The organism is Nocardiopsis rhodophaea (assembly GCF_039530945.1).
Classification (GTDB): domain Bacteria; phylum Actinomycetota; class Actinomycetes; order Streptosporangiales; family Streptosporangiaceae; genus Nocardiopsis_C; species Nocardiopsis_C rhodophaea.
Map to the genome: position 1 here is coordinate 143,786 of NZ_BAAAPC010000014.1, position 15,169 is coordinate 158,954.

Consider the following 15,169-nt stretch of genomic DNA (forward strand, 5'->3'; position numbering starts at 1 on the left):
GGGCGCCCGTTACGGGTCCCGGTCGGCTACCGGCCGGCCGGGGCGGGGACAGCCTGGTGCAGCCAGTCGTACCACGCGCCGGTTCCCTCACCCGTGGTCGCCGAAACCCGCAGGATGTCGGCCCGAGGGTTAGCACGGCACACGCCCGACTCGAAGAGGGCGGCGTCGAAGTCCAGGTGCGGGAGCAGATCGACCTTGCTGAGCAGCACGAGGTCGGCCGCACCGAACATGTGCGGGTACTTCAGCGGTTTGTCCGCCCCCTCGGTGACCGACATGATGACGACCCGGTACGCCTCACCGAGGTCGAACAGGGCCGGACACACCAGGTTGCCCACGTTCTCGATGAGGACCACCGAGTTCGGCGGCGGGTCGAGCTCGCCCAGTCCGGACGCCAGCATCGCGGCGTCGAGGTGGCAGCCGGCGCCGGTGTTGATCTGCACGACCGGGCACCCGGTGGACCGGATGCGCTCGGCGTCGATCAGGGACTCCTGGTCGCCTTCCACGACCGAGGCGCGGACGCGTTCCCCCAGCTCGCGGATGGTGCGCTCCAGCAGCGTGGTCTTCCCGGCGCCGGGCGAGCTCATGAGGTTGACCGCGAGGACGCGCCGCTCGCGCAGCCACGCCCGGTTGTCGTCGGCGATCCGGTCGTTCTTGGCGAGCACCTGCTGTTCCAGGAGGACGGTGCGCGACGGCCCGCCGCTGCCGGCCCCCGCACCGCTGCCGTCCGACCGCGGCCCGCGGCCACCGGACGACCGCGCGGTGGCCGGATCGGGGGCGTGCTCATGCTCAGGCATCGGCTCGCCCGGATGGCCGCGCGGGTGCCCGTTCCCGTGACCGTGCGTGACCGCGTGGCTGTGGGGCTGCTGCTGGTTGGACGTGGCCTCGCTCGTCCGCGGGTGCGCGTGGCGGTGGCCGTGCGTGCACGCCGCACCGTGAGCGGGGGCGTGGCCGTCCTCGGAGCGCGGCGGACCGCCGCCGCGGGTCACCGGGGTGACACGGGGGCCATCGGGGTCGGAGCAGCCACACGTCGCACACATGCCTACAGCACCTCCATCGATCGGATGCGCAGCTCCCGCCCGCCGGTGACCTGGACGTCGGCGCTGCCGCACGGGCACAGCGCGATCGGGTCGTCCATACGGAACTCCGTGGCGCACGCGCGGCAGCGCGCACGGCCCGGGGGTTCCGAGATCTCCAGCCGCGCCCCCGCCAGTGGCGTGCCCTCGGCCGCCAGGTCGAAGCAGAAGCGGACCGCGTCGGGAGCGACGCCGGACATCGCCCCGATCTCGATCGACAGGGCGCGCACCCGCTCACCGTCGAGGCGCTCGCACACGGCGTCGACGATGCTCTGAGTGATGGCCATCTCGTGCACGCGGTCCCCTCGACAGCCGCGGGGCGCCCCTGCGCGGGTGCGGCATCGGCGCCGCCCGCGACGGGAACAGCAAGGTCACTACTGAGCGTAGTTGTTCGGTCGTTGCCCGTCGCCCACGGCGCGCGGTCGCGCGCCCGACCGGATTGGCGACCCGCGCCGGCGGGCGGAGGGGAGGGGGACCGGGGCGGGTCCGGCGACCACGGTGGTGGCTATGGTTCCGATGCCCTCCGCGGTGAGGGTCACGGTGTCGCCGAGCTGGAGCGGAGGCGGGTCCTGGCGGGCGCGGCGGCCCCACAGTTCGGCGAGGCAGCCGCAGGTGCCTGAGTCCAAAAGGTCCCCCCGGGCGCACCCACGTGCTGCGCGCACCGCGAAGACGAGCCGACCGCCGGGCCGGAGGACCCCCCGCGCTCTCCGCGAGGGGCGCTGCGGCGTCGGAGAAGAACGGGAATCCCCGAAGGCCGAGAACACGATGTCGAATAAAGCGTCCGCGAGCGGCAGCCGGAGGGCGTCTTGTGCGCGCTATCCTCGGAAACAGCCGATTAACTCAGCGTGCGTAGTACCCATGCAGTTCGTTGACCTGTTTGAACCAGAACTCTTCTTTCTTCAGCGACGATGCGCCGCGCTCCAGGAGTCCCAGCTCCTCCGCAAACTTGTAGAATCCGGTTCCCGCGTCGTTCCTGTCGAGATAGCGAACCAGAGCCGAAAGCATAAGTCCTGTTTTCGGTAGTTCGCGTTCCACGATCGTCGCCAGCAGGTCTCCCACCGCGGCTCGCTCACTGTCCTGCCCGAAATCGAATCCCCTGAGTCCGGTTCTACGTACCAGAGCGGCATTGAGTTCGGTGTAGGTGGTGAATGTTTTGAGCTGCGCGCGTTCGATGAGGAACGCGAGCCCCGCCTCGACGAGCTGCTCCCACTCCTCGTCTTCCCGGCCATACCTCGGCACTTCTGTACCTCCATGCTAGCCATTATGGCCTGCCCTGGACGACATCTATGACGGTCATCCGCCGACATCGATGCTAAACCGGACACCGGCGATTTGTCTGGCGAAGAATCGAAAAAGTAGAGGATTCTCCGCGCCATTCAGGGGCCCTGGAACTCCGCGGCCTTCACCCGTGCCCTGGGCTGGTTGGACCACCGCCAGGTGGCCGGGCTCCTGTTCGACTCCGATGCGCTGCACCACGTGGGGCCGTGACCTGGCGGAAGGACGAGCTTTGGGCGCGTATCGCCTGGCTTGCGTAGGCGCTGGGGTGCCTGGCCGATACCGCGCGCGACGTGGCTCGCGAGACGCGGGCCCTCGGCCGGGAGGGCCGACTCCGCGGAGTCGGCCCTCCCGGCCGGGATCACTCGGGGTGCGCAGGTCGGTACCGGGAGACGCGGGGGAACTTGTGCCTGTCCAAGCTCCGTGCCTTCACAGACGCCCGTGACGGGTTGTCAGATGTCCAGGCCGGCCGTGCGCTTCGGCGGCGGGCCGACGATGACCAGGTCGAGCTCCTCCTGGAGTTTCTGGAGCTCGGAGGCCGGAGGTGCCCCCACCACCGTGGGCGATGTGTCGTCGGAGTAGACGTGGTCGGTGGTCGGATCGGCGATGTGTCCGAAGAAGGGCTCGAACACGTCCGGGGCCAGGATGCCCAGCATCTCGGTGTGGTGGGAGTCGAAGGCGAAGGTGTGGATGGTTCCGGCCGGGGCGTGCAGGAAGTCGCCCGGTGTCAGCAGGATGTCCTCGCCGTTGGCGTGCAGCCAGATCCGGCCCGACAGGCAGAGGAAGTTCTCGGTGTGCTCCCGGTGGAAGTGGCGCGCGAAGTACTCGCTGGGGCCGCCTTGGCTGAGAAGGGCGAAATAGTGGTGCTGGGTGTTGGAGCCTCGCGACAGATAGGTGTGCAGTCCGCTGGGGTAGGCGAGCCGGTCGCCTTCCCCAGCGCGCAGGAAGTAGGGCTCGATCCCCGCTGGTAGGCGTGCGTCCCACTCCAGGCTGGCCTCCACTTCTTCCAGGTCGGGGAAGGTGATGCCCAGCGGGGTTCCGATTTCGGCCCGGTGTGCGGGGGAGCTGGAGTGGTCGGGCCGGTTGGGGTGGATGTGGCTGTCGACGGGGGAGCCGAGCCGCTGGATGTAGGCGAGGGCGCCGCCGGGGGCCGACCATGTCAGCATGCGGGTGTGGTGCGCGAGCATCCGGTACGCCAGGGGAGTGCCCGGGGGCACGGTGAAGGAGTCGCCCGGCACGAGGACACGGCTCTCGCCGCCCAGCCAAACCTGTACACGGCCCTTGACGACCATGAAGGAGCGCTGGTGGTCGCGGTGGGCGTGGTAGCCGGTCGCGGCCCCGCGCCCGCCACTGATGTAGGCGGCGTCGAACAGTCCGCCGGTGTCCTGGGTGCGGGCGATGATGGTCCACAGCTGTCCGTCGACCTCGTACCGTTCGCCCTCGCCGTTGGCGACGTAGTAGGGCACGGGCGCGCCGGGGAGCTGGTTGCGCAGGGGGGTGAAGTTATGGACAGCTTCGAGATCGCTCGTCAATTCTCGTTTTCCTTGTTGTGGAGGGGTGTCAGGTGGAGGGCTGGGGCCGGCGTCAGCGTGCGAGCAGATGACGCCGGAAGAAGTCGCCCACCACGTCGTAGGAGAAGGCGGCCTTTTCGCTTGAGGGGGCCTGGCCGGGCGCGATGCGGTGGCACACGGCCGGGGGCTCCGGTTCACGCTCCAGGCGGCCTTCCTGCAGAAACGTCGATCGCGGCGGTGATTCGGGCCCGGTGTTCGACGGTCCGGGGAACTCGCTCACGGACGGTGGGTTGAGGAACCCGTGGCCGAAGCCGTCGATGAGGTAGAGGGTGCTCTCGACCCCGGCGGCGGCCAGTGCGCGGTGCAGCAGTGCGCTCTGCCCCGGCCTGATCACGGCGTCCCCTGTTCCGTGCACGATCTGGAACGGTGGAGCCGCAGCCGTCACGAAGCTCAGCGGGGAGGCCGCGCGAGCCCGGTCCGTGAGCTGTGAGGGGGGTCCGCCCAGCAGCCGGGCTTCGGGGCAGTCGGCGCCGGTCATCCCCGGGATGGGGATGCCAGACTCCTCCGCTCCGATGAGGTCGACGGGACCGTAGCCCTCGGCGACCGCGCTGACCGAGGCGTCAGGTTCCGGACCGGTGTCCGGTTCGCCCGGCAGGGACGCCAGGTGACCGGTGACACCGGCCAGCGCCGCGAGGTGGCCACCGGCCGATGACCCCCAAAGGCCGACCGCGCCTCCGTCGATACCGAGCCTGGCGGCGTTGCGACGCAGATAGCGCACCGCGGCACGAACGTCGTGCAACTGCGCCGGGAAAAGGGCGTGACCGCTGAGTCGGTATTCGATGCTCGCCATGGCGATGCCGCGGGAAGCGAAGTAGCGCCGGAGGTCAGGGGCAAGGTGGCGGTCTCCGGTGAACCAGCCGCCGCCGTGCAACCACACCACGACCGGCGGGGCGCCGGACGCGCCGTCGAGAGGCGGCAGGTACAGGTCCAGCACCAGGGGGCCGGTGTCACGCTCGGCGAAGACCAGGCCGGTGCGGACGGCGACGTTGTGCATGTCCCCCATCCTGGGCGCACAACGACGATGACACCAGTACAAGAATCCGCACGGCCGTTAGGCGGAGACGAACGGTCGCGACGCACAGGACCCGGGCATCGAGGTCACCTCCCGGTACGTCCGGAGAGGAAGGGTGATCTTTGCCCCGTCCCTCGCAGTCCTCAGATGGGATGAGCCCGCGCGAAGGGCGGTTAGGCTGACTGGCGCGGTTTCTGGGAGGGCCGGTTGGATCTCACCGTTCAGCAACTCCGCTACTTTGTGGCCGTCGCGGAGGAGCTCCATTTCACGCGGGCGGCCGAGCGGCTGATCATCGCCACCTCCTCGCTCAGCCAGCAGGTCGCGGCTCTCGAACGCCGCATGGGGATGCCGCTCTTCAGGCGCACCTCCCGGCACGTGGAGCTGACGCCGGCGGGGCAGGACCTTCTCCCTCTGGCACGCCGCGCCGTGGGCGCCATGGATGACGTCGTCCACTGGACCACCCAGGCGCGGGACCTGGCCGAGAGGGTCCGGGTAGGCATGGTCGGCGGCACCCCCCTCGCCTCAGCCATCATCTCCGAGGCCGCTCAGTCCCTGCCCACGGTGCGCTGGGAGCTCCGCCGCCTGGAATTCGCCGACGGTGTGGCTTCCCTGCGGAACGACCGCGCCGACGTCGTCCTGGCTCCGTCCGCGATCCCTCCCCGCACCCAAGGGGTCCGGGCCGTCCCGCTGTGGACCGAGAAGCCGGTACTGTGCGTCCACTCCACCCATCCTCTGGCCGAACGTGCGAGCGTCGGCACCGGCGACATCATGGATTGCGACTTCGCGGGCAGAGACACCGGGACTTCATGCCTCCCGCCCGGTCTTATCGAGGCCTGGACAGCGGATCACGCACCGCGGACCGTTCACCCGGTCAGGACGTTCGACGAAGCCGTCGACATCTGCGCAGCCGGCCTGGGCGTCTTCATCACGGGCAGCGCCGCGGCGGTCGGCAACCCCCGGCCCGGACTGACCTACGTGCCGGTCGATGACCTGCCTGACCTGACCGTCTACCTGCTCCACGAGAACACGACCACGACCGGCGCGATCCCGGCGTTGGAACGAATCGCCTCCGACGTCGCCCGCCGCGAGGCGAACCGGTTCGGCGCCCAGGAGGTGGGCCGCCCGAGGAAGGCCGGTGAGCGAAGGCCCGCGCAGCCCCGCCCGCGATCGAGTGGACCTCGCGGCCCAGCACCGGTGCTACGTGGCCCAGACCCATCCGAACTGGCGTCAGACCCCCGCACACCGCCCGGATGAGACGCATAAACGCGCAGATAACGTGGAAAAGTTTTCCACCACACCCTGGCGAGGCACGCCTGGGGCAACCTTTTCAGGGTCGACAAACAGAAACGCGGACTGAGATGATCCTCAGTCCGCGTTGCAACGCAACTCGTGAGTGTCCGAGGGGGGACTTGAACTCCTATCAAGGCAGGAACAACCGGATGCATCCGGACGCATAGGAATCCCTTCTCAACTGGGATTTCCGTCGCTCGACAGTCGTCGAGAATCGTCCGGATGCATCCCGGTACACCGGCGGCAGTATCAGACGAAGTATCAGCCGGAGTATCGGAACAGTAGGGCGCCCGCGCTGGTCATGGTGCGGGCGCCCTCGTTCGCTCGTCGATGCCCTCGATCACGGCGGGCAAGTGCTCTCGGACCTCTGACACCGGCAGAACCCCACGCCTATGCTGTCCGGAAAGCGGTGGACCGCGAGGGACGGGGATTCTCGTGAACGACGGCGGCGCGATCGGTGACCGGCTCCGGGGTATCCGGCGTAGCCGGGGGCTGACTCAGGAGCGTCTTGCCGAACTGGCCGGACTCAGCCCCGGCGTGGTCAAGAAGATCGAGCGTGGCGGGAACGCCCGACTGGAGACCTACCACGCGCTTGCCCGCGCGATGAAGGTCAAGACGTCGGCCCTGTTCGATTCGACCGGTCCCCGGCGGAACACGAACGCCGACGCCGACAAGCTCGACCTGTTGGCCTTGCGACAGGCCATCTCGCCGCCGGTGACCATCACCGGCCGGTTGGGTCTGGACACCGTCGACGAGGAACCCGACCTCGACCGGCTCCGTACGTCGGCCGAGTCGGTCGCTGTCGCCTACCACCGGGACAAGTACCCCGCGATGGGCGAGCTGCTGCCCGAACTCGTCCGCTCGACCCATGCCGCCGTCGACCACTTCGCGACGGGCACCGAGCGGACAACGGCGCTCACCGTGCGGTCCGAGGTGCTGCAAATGGCCGGGCGCTACCTCACCCAGGTGCGCGCTTACGACCTCGCCCATATGGCGTTGCGGGACGCCGTCCGCGACGCGGTGACTGTAGGCGACCGACTCAACGCGGCGTCGGCGATCATCGGCCAAGCATGGATCCTGCTTCGACAGGGGCGTCTTGACGAGGCCGAACAGCTCGCCAGTGAAACGGCCGACGAGGTCGAACCGCGCATCTCCCGCGCGTCGCGTGAAGAACTGGCCGCGTGGGGCTGGTTGCTGCTCCGGGCGTCGGCGGCAGCCGCGCGCAACAACCGCCCCGACGAGGCAAGGGAGCTCGTTCGACTTGCTCAGACGGCCGGTAGCGCGGTCGGCGCCGAAGTCACCGACCACCTTCGCGGCTGGGGCACCTTCGGCCCGCTCACCGTGCGCTTGAAGGCGATCGAGAACCAGATGATCGCCGACCGGCCGACCAAGGTCCTGGCCATGGCCGACTGTCTTCCCGACGGCGTCGGCCGCTCCACATCCGACAACTGGAATCGGCACCGGCTCGACGTCGCGCGCGCACACGCGATGCTCCGTCACGGGGACGAGGCGACACGCGTCCTGGTCGACCTGAGGTCGGCAGCGCCCGAGTGGCTCAAGCACCAACGGCAAGCCGCCGTGACGTTCAGGGATGTGTTGAAGACCAGGAAGCGCACATTGACCCGGGACCAGCGAGAACTGGCCGGATTCCTGGCCGTCGAAGAGTAGAGGGCATGCCCCGTACACCCCCGCCCGGCCGCCTGAGTAAACGGACACGTTCCGTGCCTGTTTCAGCTCTGTGACCGGCCGTAGCTTCGCGGCATGGCTAATCCAACACCCCCCGATCCCGACGCGCTCGCCCTGGTGCGGCTGAACGACAAGTACCCGGACTGGAAGGTGTGGCGTTCGTTCGACGAGCACGGCCGACCGGCCGCATGGGTCGCCACGAACAAGACGGCAGGGTCGGACATCGCGCCGACGCTGCACGCCGACACCGCCGAGAAGCTCGAAGCGCAGTTGAAGAACCCCGGCCACGCGCACGGACTCGCGCACGCCGACGCCGTCACGCGTCGAAAGGGTGAGCTTCTGTGACCACCGTTGCCGCCGCCCGATGGGGGCGCACCCCTGCTCACGCCGACCGCCACGCGCAAGCCGCGCGGCTGCAAGCCCGCTATCCGCAGTTCGTCATCTGGCACGGCGAGCACACCGGGGCGTGGTTCGCGATGACCACCAACGGCCTTATCGAGGCGTCGACGCCCGACGCCCTGACGCGCACGCTGCGTTCGCTGGCCGCTGCGTCCGCCGTGTCGCGCACCGACCGCCGTCCCGCGCTCTCAGGGGCGAGCACGGGCACGCGGCGGCTGTTCCCCCGACCGCGTCCGCGCGTCGGACGCTAAGGACCCCCACGCGCCGTGCGGGTGGGTCGGTGGCCCTGGCTTGCGACGGGGAGCCAGGGCCACACTCGTGAACGCGGGCGCGGTTGCAGTCCGGGCGTGATCCTCGCGCGCGTAGGCGGGGGTGGACCGATCCGCCGACGCGTCGACGCCCCTCGCGCGCGCGTGGGAGGGGGTCGACCGGTCGACCCGGCTTCTCAACCGGCGCCGGTCACGCGGCACTGCGCTTGCGCGAGCATTCGAAGCAGTGGCCGTGACGGTGCGCGTGGTAGCTGTGTTCCCCGCACGTCGGACACGGTTTCGTCGGGCGTTCTTCGGGGGATGCCGTCCCGTCCGTCCCACCCTCGTCAGTGCTGGTCATCGCGGGACGGTTCGGTCCCGGGGACGCTTCGAGCCGTCCCGGTGCGCTCATCCGTCCCGGCTGTGAGCTGGTCGGGGACGCGTGGGACGGTTCGCCCTCGTCGGAGCAGTAGCGTTGCCACGCGTCGGTGAACTTCGCTCTCAGGTAGCCCTTGCCCTGGGTGCCGTCGGGGAACCGGACGTTGCCCGACATGATCCCGTAGTGGCGGAGCATGTCGGCCAGTGCGCGCGTGGTCAGGCCGTTTCGGCCCCACTCACGCCAGGGTGCTTCCGGGTCTTCCTTGAGCGCCTCGACGAGCAATTCCGAGCGGAGCGCGTCGGGGTGCCCGTGGGCGGCGAAGACCGCGCGGCAGTCGGCCAGCATCCGCGCCTTGGGCGACGGCGCCTCACCCTCGTGGGCGCCGGTGAACGCTGTGGCCGCGTCCCGGGCGCGTTGCGGCCAGTCACACCCGGCAGCGTCGGCCATCGCGACGAGCGGTTCCCAGGTGTCGGCCGCGCGGTCTTCGACGGGCATGTCCGGTTCGGCGTCGGCGAGCTCGTCGAGGTGGGAGCGGATCACGTCGTGGGCGCGGTCGCGCAGCGCGTACAACGGGAGTTGGTCGCGCCGGTAGCGGTAGCGCTCGACGTGCTCGCCGGGGAGCCGTCGCCGCATGGTGATCACGACGGCGCGGTCTTCGATGGTGTCGGGCATGGACCCGATCCCGGCCAGTGCCGCCATGGCGAAGGTGGGGAACTCTTCGGCGCGCAGGTTGGCGTTCTGGCCGACCACGCGCAGCGCCGGGCGATTGCGCTGGTGCCCGGCGTTGATCAGTCCGCGCAGGTCCTCGTTGCCCTCTGCTGCTTTCTTGGTGCCGAACAGGGTGTCGGCCTCGTCGAAGAGCAGTGTGGGCGGGTCGTCGGAGTCGATCGATCGGAAGATCGCGGCCGGGGTGGCGTTGACCGCGACCAGCGCATTGCAGCTCAGTGCTTCGACGATGTCGAGGCATCGCGACTTGCCGCACCGCTTTTCCGGCGCCTTGATCACCAGGCGGGGCGCGACGTCGGCGACCGACTGGGCGTGGGTGGCCGCGCACCACAAGACCAGGGCGTCGGCGGCGGCCGGACTGGGCAGGCTGACATACCGGGTGAACGCGGCCCGCATCTCGTCGAGCACGTCGGCGAGGGTGTCGCCCTGGTCGAGGTCGGCGAGCCGGTAGGCGGCGGTGTCGGGTGGGGTGGTGGTCATCGCTGTTCCCCTGTTTTCTTCACGGCGGAACGGATGGTCGCGCGCGACGCGCGTTGGCTGAGTCCGATGGTCTGGGCGACGTCGGCGAGCGGGTCGAGGTCGGTCTCATCCGCTCCGGATTCCAGCGCCCTGCATGCGGCCCAGAACAGGGCGTTGTTCCGGTTGCCCTCCGGTTGCCTGCCCAACCAGGCGGCCAAGCGCTCAACGCCTCGTTCGCCGCCGCTGGTCGGCGCCCGGGGTGTGGGGCGTCGAGGCGTCGGCGGGGCGAGGATGCGCGTGACCTGTTCCCAGTCGACGGGCGCGCCGTCGGGGCGTTCCTCGACGAGCTCATAGGGGCGGCCGTCGACTCTCGACGGCGGGGCGAGCACGTAGCCGCCGCGCGCCTTGAAGTCGATGAAGTGGTCGCCCAGTCGCCCGCACCGCTGGTCGGTCCCGGTGCGGTAGGCGTGAAAGCCGCCCGAGGGGGTGCGCACCAGCGCCAGCGTCCCGGCCATCACCCCGGCGCGCACCAGTCGGGCGAAGGCGGCGAACCCGCTGCCGTCGGGCTTGTTGTCCACGTCGACGACGTCGACGGCCGGGGCGCCGGTCGCGATCGCCACGTTGGCCGACGGGCAGCGCTGCCACCACGCCAGGATCAACGCCGGGTCGGTGGTCGCTTGCTTGAGTCCGTGCGGCACCAGCGCGCCCGCTGGGGCTTTTGCGCCCGGTTCGCAGGGGAGCACCGGCCAACCGCGCGCCGCATAGGCCAGAGCGGAGCGCAGCATCTCGACGTGTGCGGCGTCGACGCTCGCCGGATCGGGTCGGGTGTCGGTTTGTACCGTCATCTGCATCTCACTTCTGTTCGTCGTGAGGGACGTCGGGGGAGGGGTGGTGACCGGGGCGTCGACCCCGGTCACCACCGCTGGTCACGCCGCGTCGTCGAGGTCGAGTCCGGCGAGCTTGAGCAGGGCTTGAACCGGGATCAGCGTCTTGTTGCTGACCTTGACGGCCGGGATGTGCCCGGCCTCGATCGCGCGACGGACCGTGCGCTCGTCGCTGCGCAGTACCGAAGCCGCTTCGGCCACGGTCGCGAACAGCTGGGATCTCAGCTCGTCGATGCTCACGCGCTCACCTCTTCAAGGCGGAGCAGCAGGCGGGCGTAGGCGAGCCGTAAGGCGCCGCGCGGCTGACGCGTCCCTGACTCCCAGCGGGCGACGGTAACGCGGTGAACGCCGAGCTCGTCGGCGAGCCGGGCTTGGGAGACTCCGGCGCGCTCCCGGATGGATCGGGCGTCGTCGGGTGCGGGGAGCCGCCGGTGGGTCCGCACCTCGCGAATCAAGTTCATGAGACATCTCCGCGTTGGTGTGTCACTTGCTGACGCACCGATGTCACCACAACCGCCACAGCCGCCGCTACCGCCGAGCGTCTCAACTCGCCCGCGCGTTCATGAGACACTTCCGCGTCCGTGTTGCACATCCGGTGCGGGTGTGGTTACGGTTCCGGTGTGGCCCACAGCGACCGGTTCAGCTTCGAGATGGAATACGCGCCCGGCGAGGAACTCGTCGAGTCCTACGACTGGGTGCGGGTGAGCGGCGGCGGTCTGGCCGTCCCGATCCTGGTCAGGGTCGCCTACGGGCGCGATGGTCGGCCGATCATGACGGGGCTGATCATCGGTGACGACGGACCCGCCGAGATCACCGCCGACACCCTGCGGAGCATCCGCGTCGGCGCGCTCATGGAGCAGCTGTTCGAAGGGTTCGACCCCGGCGGCCGACCCCCGGCCGACGACTTCGACGCCGAGGTCACATGGGCACTGATGTACGACTTCACCCACCGAACTCCGGCCCCGCCCCCGCCGGAGCGCAGGCAAGGGCGGTCGCGGGGACCGACCGACGAGGAGCTACAGCACTTCGCCGAGGTCTACCGGCGGGAGATCCGACGCAGTCCGCGCCGTGCCATGACCGCGACGGCCGAATCCGTCGGCGTGAGCCGGGCGACCGCGAACCGGTGGGCGAAGTTGTGCAGGGAACAGGGTTATCTCGACCGAGAGGATGATGCGTGACCAGTAAGAAGAAGAGACGGAGCCCCGGAGAGGGAAGCGTCATCACGTTCACCACGGCGAGCGGTGACGTGCGCTACGGGATCAAGTTCGTTCGCCCCCTCGACGACGGCAGCACAAAGCAAGTCTTTCGCCGACGCGACGAGGACAACCAGCCGTGGACGTCGAAGACGGCGGCTCAGAAGGCGCTACGCGACGCGCTGTCGAAGCTCGACCGGGGCGAGTACGTCGATCCGTCGAAGCAGACACTCGGCGAGTACCTCGACGAGTGGGTCGACGGCCTCCGGCTTGGGGCGTCGACGCTGGCGAGCTACCGGAAGAACATCCGGTTGCACATCAAGCCGCATCTCGGCGGCGTTCCGCTGGCGTCGCTCACCCCGGCCAAGATCACGGCTCTCTACCGGAAGCTCGAAACCGACGGGCGACGCGACCACCAGGCGGGCAAGGGCTTGTCGGCGCGCACGGTCCGCTACATTCACACGATCCTGCGTTCCGCGCTCAGCGCGGCCGTTGACGCCGGGTCGCTCACGCGCAACCCCGCCGACAAGGCGAAGCCGCCCACGGCCAAGGAGGCGAAGGCCCCGGAGATGCACCCGTGGACCCGCGACCAGCTTCGGGCGTTCCTCGACTGGGCGAAGGTGAACAGCGCGCTGTACGTCGCTTGGTTCGTTCTCGCCATGACCGGAATTCGCCGGGGCGAGTTGCTCGCCCTCCGCTGGCGTGACATCGACCTCGACACGGGGACGATGGCCGTTCGACGTTCGGTCGGCATCGTGCGAGTGAAGGGCAAGGGCGCCGAGATCACCGAAGGGCCGACCAAGACCAACCGGCCGCGCGTGATCGACCTCGACGAGCCGACGGTGAACCTGCTCCGGGCGCACCGTCGGGAGCGAGGGAGCCTGTCCCTACAGCTCGCGCGGGATGACGCCCTGGTGTTCGGCGACCATGAGGGCGCATGGCGTCACCCGGAGCGGTTCAGCCGGTCGTTTCGGGAGCACCTCATCCGGTGCCGGAAGCAGCTGGCCGACGGGGCGGCGGAAGCCCCGGAGTTGATCAGGCTGCACGACCTTCGGCACACCCACGCGACGGTGCTTCTGTCGCTGGGAACTCACCCCAAGATCGTGTCCGAACGTCTCGGGCACGCCAACGTGTCGATCACCCTCGACACCTACTCTCACGCGCTTCCCACGATCCAGCGCGACGCGGTGTCGAAGCTCTCGGCGCTGATGAGCACGGGCACCTGATTCCAGGGCTCAAGTATCAGACAAGTATCAGAAGGCAGTTCCTACCCCGGAAACGACAAAGTCCCAACGCTTTCACCTGGGAAAACGTGGGACTCTGAGAGTGTCCGAGGGGGGACTTGAACCCCCATGCCCTTAACGGGCACTAGCACCTCAAGCTAGCGCGTCTACCTATTCCGCCACCCGGACAGGGCCGTCGGGCGCTTCCCGCGCCGGACATGGTTAACCATAGCAAAGGTCTGGGGCCCGTCGTACACGCAAGAGGTGGGGGCGGGACTATGGGAGGGTCGGTTGAAGGATGCGACGAGCCCCGAAGGGAGCTGGTGTACGTGGTGGGAGAGACGGAGGGCATGAGTCCGGCCGAGGGTGAGGTTGTGGACCTGTGCCGGGAGCTCATCGCCATCGATACCTCTAACTACGGGGATCACTCCGGCCCCGGGGAGCGGGTGGCGGCGGAGTATGTCGCCGAGAAGTTGGATGAGGTCGGGGTCGAGTCCACGATCTATGAGAAGCATCCGGGGCGGAGCAGCGTCGTGGCGCGGATCACGGGGGCCGATTCGAGTCGGCCGCCGCTGTTGATCCACGGGCATCTGGACGTGGTTCCGGCCGATGCCCACGACTGGACGCATCACCCCTTCTCCGGGGAGATCGCCGACGGGTGTGTCTGGGGCCGTGGTGCGGTCGACATGAAGGACATGGACGCGATGGTGCTGGCCGTGCTGCGGCAGCGCATGCGCGAGGGGCGGGTACCGCCCCGCGACATCGTGCTCGCGTTCCTGGCCGATGAGGAGGCCGGAGGATCGTGGGGTGCGCAGTGGTTGGTGGATGAGCATCCCCAGCTGTTCGCTGACTGCAGTGACGCCATCAGTGAGGTGGGCGGCTTCAGTTTCACGGTTGACGCTGATCGGCGCCTCTACCTGATCGAGACGGCGGAGAAGGGGATCGCGTGGATGCGGCTGACCGCGCGCGGTACCGCCGGGCACGGGTCGATGGTCAATGACGACAACGCCATCACCGAGCTGGCCGACGCGGTCGCGCGGCTGGGGCGGCACGAGTTTCCGATTCGGATGACGAAGACCGTCCGCAGGTTCCTTGAGGAACTGTGCGAGGCCTTCGGGATCGAGTTCGACGAGAACAACATCGAGGCCACCGTCGCCCGCCTCGGTCCCATCGCCAGCATGATCGGCGCCACGCTCCGGCACACGCTCAACCCGACGGTTCTCAACGGCGGGTACAAGGCGAACGTCATCCCCGGCACCGCCACCGCGGAGGTGGACGGCCGCTTCCTCCCGGGGATGGAGGAGGAGTACTTCGCCGAGATCGACCGGCTCCTCGGGCCGAAGGTCGACCGCGAGTTCATCCACCACCTCCCCGCTGTCGAGACCGAGTTCGAGGGCGGGCTGGTGAATGCGATGGCCGACTCGCTGCTGGCCGAGGACCCCGGGGCCAAGGCAGTCCCCTACTGCCTGTCCGGTGGAACCGACGCGAAGAGCTTCCAGCGCCTCGGTATCCGCAACTACGGATTCGCCCCGCTGAAGCTTCCGCCGGAGCTCAACTTCGCTGGGATGTTCCACGGTGTCGACGAGCGGGTGCCGGTGGACGGGCTGCGCTTTGGCGTGCGGGTGCTCGATCGGTTCATCGAGGCGAGTTGAGGCTGAGGCGGTCCTGAGCCGGTGCCGGACCGCCGACCGCTGGTCCCCTGCTGACAACGTGGGCCGCTGCGCCTGCCTGCCTGACGATCGTGACCGACC

At 69.1% G+C, this 15,169-nt stretch carries 16 protein-coding genes, 1 tRNA gene and 1 pseudogene; 7 read left to right on the plus strand and 11 right to left on the minus strand.

What is annotated here, in order from left to right:
• Positions 1-26: 26 nt before the first annotated feature.
• The 6 genes and pseudogenes from hypB to ABD259_RS16810 form a co-directional block, all read right to left on the minus strand.
• Positions 27-1,037 (minus strand): hydrogenase nickel incorporation protein HypB, encoded by a 1,011-nt coding sequence (hypB, locus tag ABD259_RS16790; protein ID WP_344163768.1) that lies wholly within the window; start codon positions 1,035-1,037, stop codon positions 27-29.
• Positions 1,038-1,039: 2 nt separating this feature from the next.
• Positions 1,040-1,360, minus strand: a complete 321-nt coding sequence (locus ABD259_RS16795; RefSeq protein ID WP_344163855.1) for a hydrogenase maturation nickel metallochaperone HypA/HybF — start codon at positions 1,358-1,360, stop codon at positions 1,040-1,042.
• A gap of 87 nt (positions 1,361-1,447) precedes the next feature.
• Positions 1,448-1,870: pseudogene (locus tag ABD259_RS25905) on the minus strand (hypothetical protein); the annotation flags it as partial.
• A gap of 43 nt (positions 1,871-1,913) precedes the next feature.
• Positions 1,914-2,312 (minus strand): hypothetical protein, encoded by a 399-nt coding sequence (locus tag ABD259_RS16800; protein WP_344163771.1) that lies wholly within the window; start codon positions 2,310-2,312, stop codon positions 1,914-1,916.
• 488 nt (positions 2,313-2,800) lie between these two features.
• Positions 2,801-3,880 (minus strand): quercetin 2,3-dioxygenase, encoded by a 1,080-nt coding sequence (locus ABD259_RS16805; protein WP_344163774.1) that lies wholly within the window; start codon positions 3,878-3,880, stop codon positions 2,801-2,803.
• Between the two features lie 52 nt (positions 3,881-3,932).
• The gene (locus tag ABD259_RS16810) at positions 3,933-4,913 is read right to left on the minus strand and encodes an alpha/beta hydrolase fold domain-containing protein (RefSeq protein ID WP_344163777.1); all 981 of its coding nucleotides are present in this window, start codon (positions 4,911-4,913) and stop codon (positions 3,933-3,935) included.
• A gap of 225 nt (positions 4,914-5,138) precedes the next feature.
• Between ABD259_RS16810 and ABD259_RS16815 the strand changes: the two genes are divergently transcribed.
• The 4 genes from ABD259_RS16815 (at position 5,139) to ABD259_RS16830 (ending at position 8,557) form a co-directional block, all read left to right on the plus strand.
• Positions 5,139-6,185 (plus strand): LysR family transcriptional regulator, encoded by a 1,047-nt coding sequence (locus ABD259_RS16815; RefSeq protein ID WP_344163780.1) that lies wholly within the window; start codon positions 5,139-5,141, stop codon positions 6,183-6,185.
• 471 nt (positions 6,186-6,656) lie between these two features.
• Positions 6,657-7,889 (plus strand): helix-turn-helix domain-containing protein, encoded by a 1,233-nt coding sequence (locus tag ABD259_RS16820; protein WP_344163783.1) that lies wholly within the window; start codon positions 6,657-6,659, stop codon positions 7,887-7,889.
• A 93-nt stretch (positions 7,890-7,982) separates the two neighbouring features.
• Positions 7,983-8,252: a hypothetical protein gene (locus ABD259_RS16825; RefSeq protein WP_344163786.1), complete on the plus strand. Its 270-nt coding sequence runs from the start codon at positions 7,983-7,985 to the stop codon at positions 8,250-8,252.
• A complete protein-coding gene (locus ABD259_RS16830; RefSeq protein ID WP_344163789.1) occupies positions 8,249-8,557 on the plus strand; it encodes a hypothetical protein in 309 nt (102 codons plus the stop codon). Before ABD259_RS16825 ends, ABD259_RS16830 begins: the two co-directional genes overlap by 4 nt.
• Before the next feature lie 208 nt (positions 8,558-8,765).
• Here the strand turns inward: ABD259_RS16830 and ABD259_RS16835 are convergent, their stop codons facing one another.
• The 4 genes from ABD259_RS16835 to ABD259_RS16850 all read right to left on the minus strand — a co-directional run bounded on the left by ABD259_RS16835 (position 8,766) and on the right by ABD259_RS16850 (position 11,463).
• Complete coding sequence (locus ABD259_RS16835; protein WP_344163792.1) at positions 8,766-10,139, minus strand: DUF3631 domain-containing protein; 1,374 nt, start codon at positions 10,137-10,139, stop codon at positions 8,766-8,768.
• Positions 10,136-10,963 carry a bifunctional DNA primase/polymerase gene (locus tag ABD259_RS16840; protein WP_344163795.1) on the minus strand — a complete coding sequence of 276 codons (828 nt, stop codon included), beginning with the start codon at positions 10,961-10,963 and terminating at the stop codon, positions 10,136-10,138. Before ABD259_RS16840 ends, ABD259_RS16835 begins: the two co-directional genes overlap by 4 nt.
• Before the next feature lie 81 nt (positions 10,964-11,044).
• On the minus strand, positions 11,045-11,242 hold the full coding sequence (locus ABD259_RS16845; protein WP_344163798.1) for a helix-turn-helix domain-containing protein: 198 nt from the start codon (positions 11,240-11,242) through the stop codon (positions 11,045-11,047).
• Entirely contained in the window at positions 11,239-11,463 is a 225-nt protein-coding gene (locus ABD259_RS16850) for a helix-turn-helix domain-containing protein (protein WP_344163801.1), read from the minus strand. The genes ABD259_RS16845 and ABD259_RS16850 overlap by 4 nt, the downstream gene beginning before the upstream one ends.
• 159 nt (positions 11,464-11,622) lie before the next feature.
• Here ABD259_RS16850 and ABD259_RS16855 point away from each other — a divergent pair, with 159 nt between their 5' ends.
• Both ABD259_RS16855 and ABD259_RS16860 read left to right on the plus strand, forming a co-directional pair.
• The gene (locus ABD259_RS16855) at positions 11,623-12,180 is read left to right on the plus strand and encodes a hypothetical protein (RefSeq protein WP_344163804.1); all 558 of its coding nucleotides are present in this window, start codon (positions 11,623-11,625) and stop codon (positions 12,178-12,180) included.
• On the plus strand, positions 12,177-13,421 hold the full coding sequence (locus tag ABD259_RS16860; protein ID WP_344163807.1) for a tyrosine-type recombinase/integrase: 1,245 nt from the start codon (positions 12,177-12,179) through the stop codon (positions 13,419-13,421). The genes ABD259_RS16855 and ABD259_RS16860 overlap by 4 nt, the downstream gene beginning before the upstream one ends.
• Positions 13,422-13,522: 101 nt before the next feature.
• On the opposite strand, the gene ABD259_RS16865 is transcribed toward ABD259_RS16860, so the two are convergent.
• Positions 13,523-13,607, minus strand: a tRNA-Leu gene (locus ABD259_RS16865).
• A 161-nt stretch (positions 13,608-13,768) separates the two neighbouring features.
• Here ABD259_RS16865 and ABD259_RS16870 point away from each other — a divergent pair.
• Positions 13,769-15,070 (plus strand): M20/M25/M40 family metallo-hydrolase, encoded by a 1,302-nt coding sequence (locus tag ABD259_RS16870; RefSeq protein WP_344163810.1) that lies wholly within the window; start codon positions 13,769-13,771, stop codon positions 15,068-15,070.
• Positions 15,071-15,169 lie beyond the last annotated feature (99 nt).

Bases quoted from the DNA above. Each gene is read 5' to 3' on its own strand.
- hypB (WP_344163768.1), bottom strand. From the start codon at position 1,037: ATGTGTGCGACGTGTGGCTGCTCCGACCCCGATGGCCCCCGTGTCACC.
- ABD259_RS16795 (WP_344163855.1), bottom strand. From the start codon at position 1,360: ATGGCCATCACTCAGAGCATCGTCGACGCCGTGTGCGAGCGCCTCGAC.
- ABD259_RS16810 (WP_344163777.1), bottom strand. From the start codon at position 4,913: ATGCACAACGTCGCCGTCCGCACCGGCCTGGTCTTCGCCGAGCGTGAC.
- ABD259_RS16850 (WP_344163801.1), bottom strand. From the start codon at position 11,463: ATGAACTTGATTCGCGAGGTGCGGACCCACCGGCGGCTCCCCGCACCC.
- ABD259_RS16870 (WP_344163810.1), top strand. From the start codon at position 13,769: ATGAGTCCGGCCGAGGGTGAGGTTGTGGACCTGTGCCGGGAGCTCATC.
- ABD259_RS16825 (WP_344163786.1), top strand. From the start codon at position 7,983: ATGGCTAATCCAACACCCCCCGATCCCGACGCGCTCGCCCTGGTGCGG.
- ABD259_RS16840 (WP_344163795.1), bottom strand. From the start codon at position 10,963: ATGACGGTACAAACCGACACCCGACCCGATCCGGCGAGCGTCGACGCC.
- ABD259_RS16835 (WP_344163792.1), bottom strand. From the start codon at position 10,139: ATGACCACCACCCCACCCGACACCGCCGCCTACCGGCTCGCCGACCTC.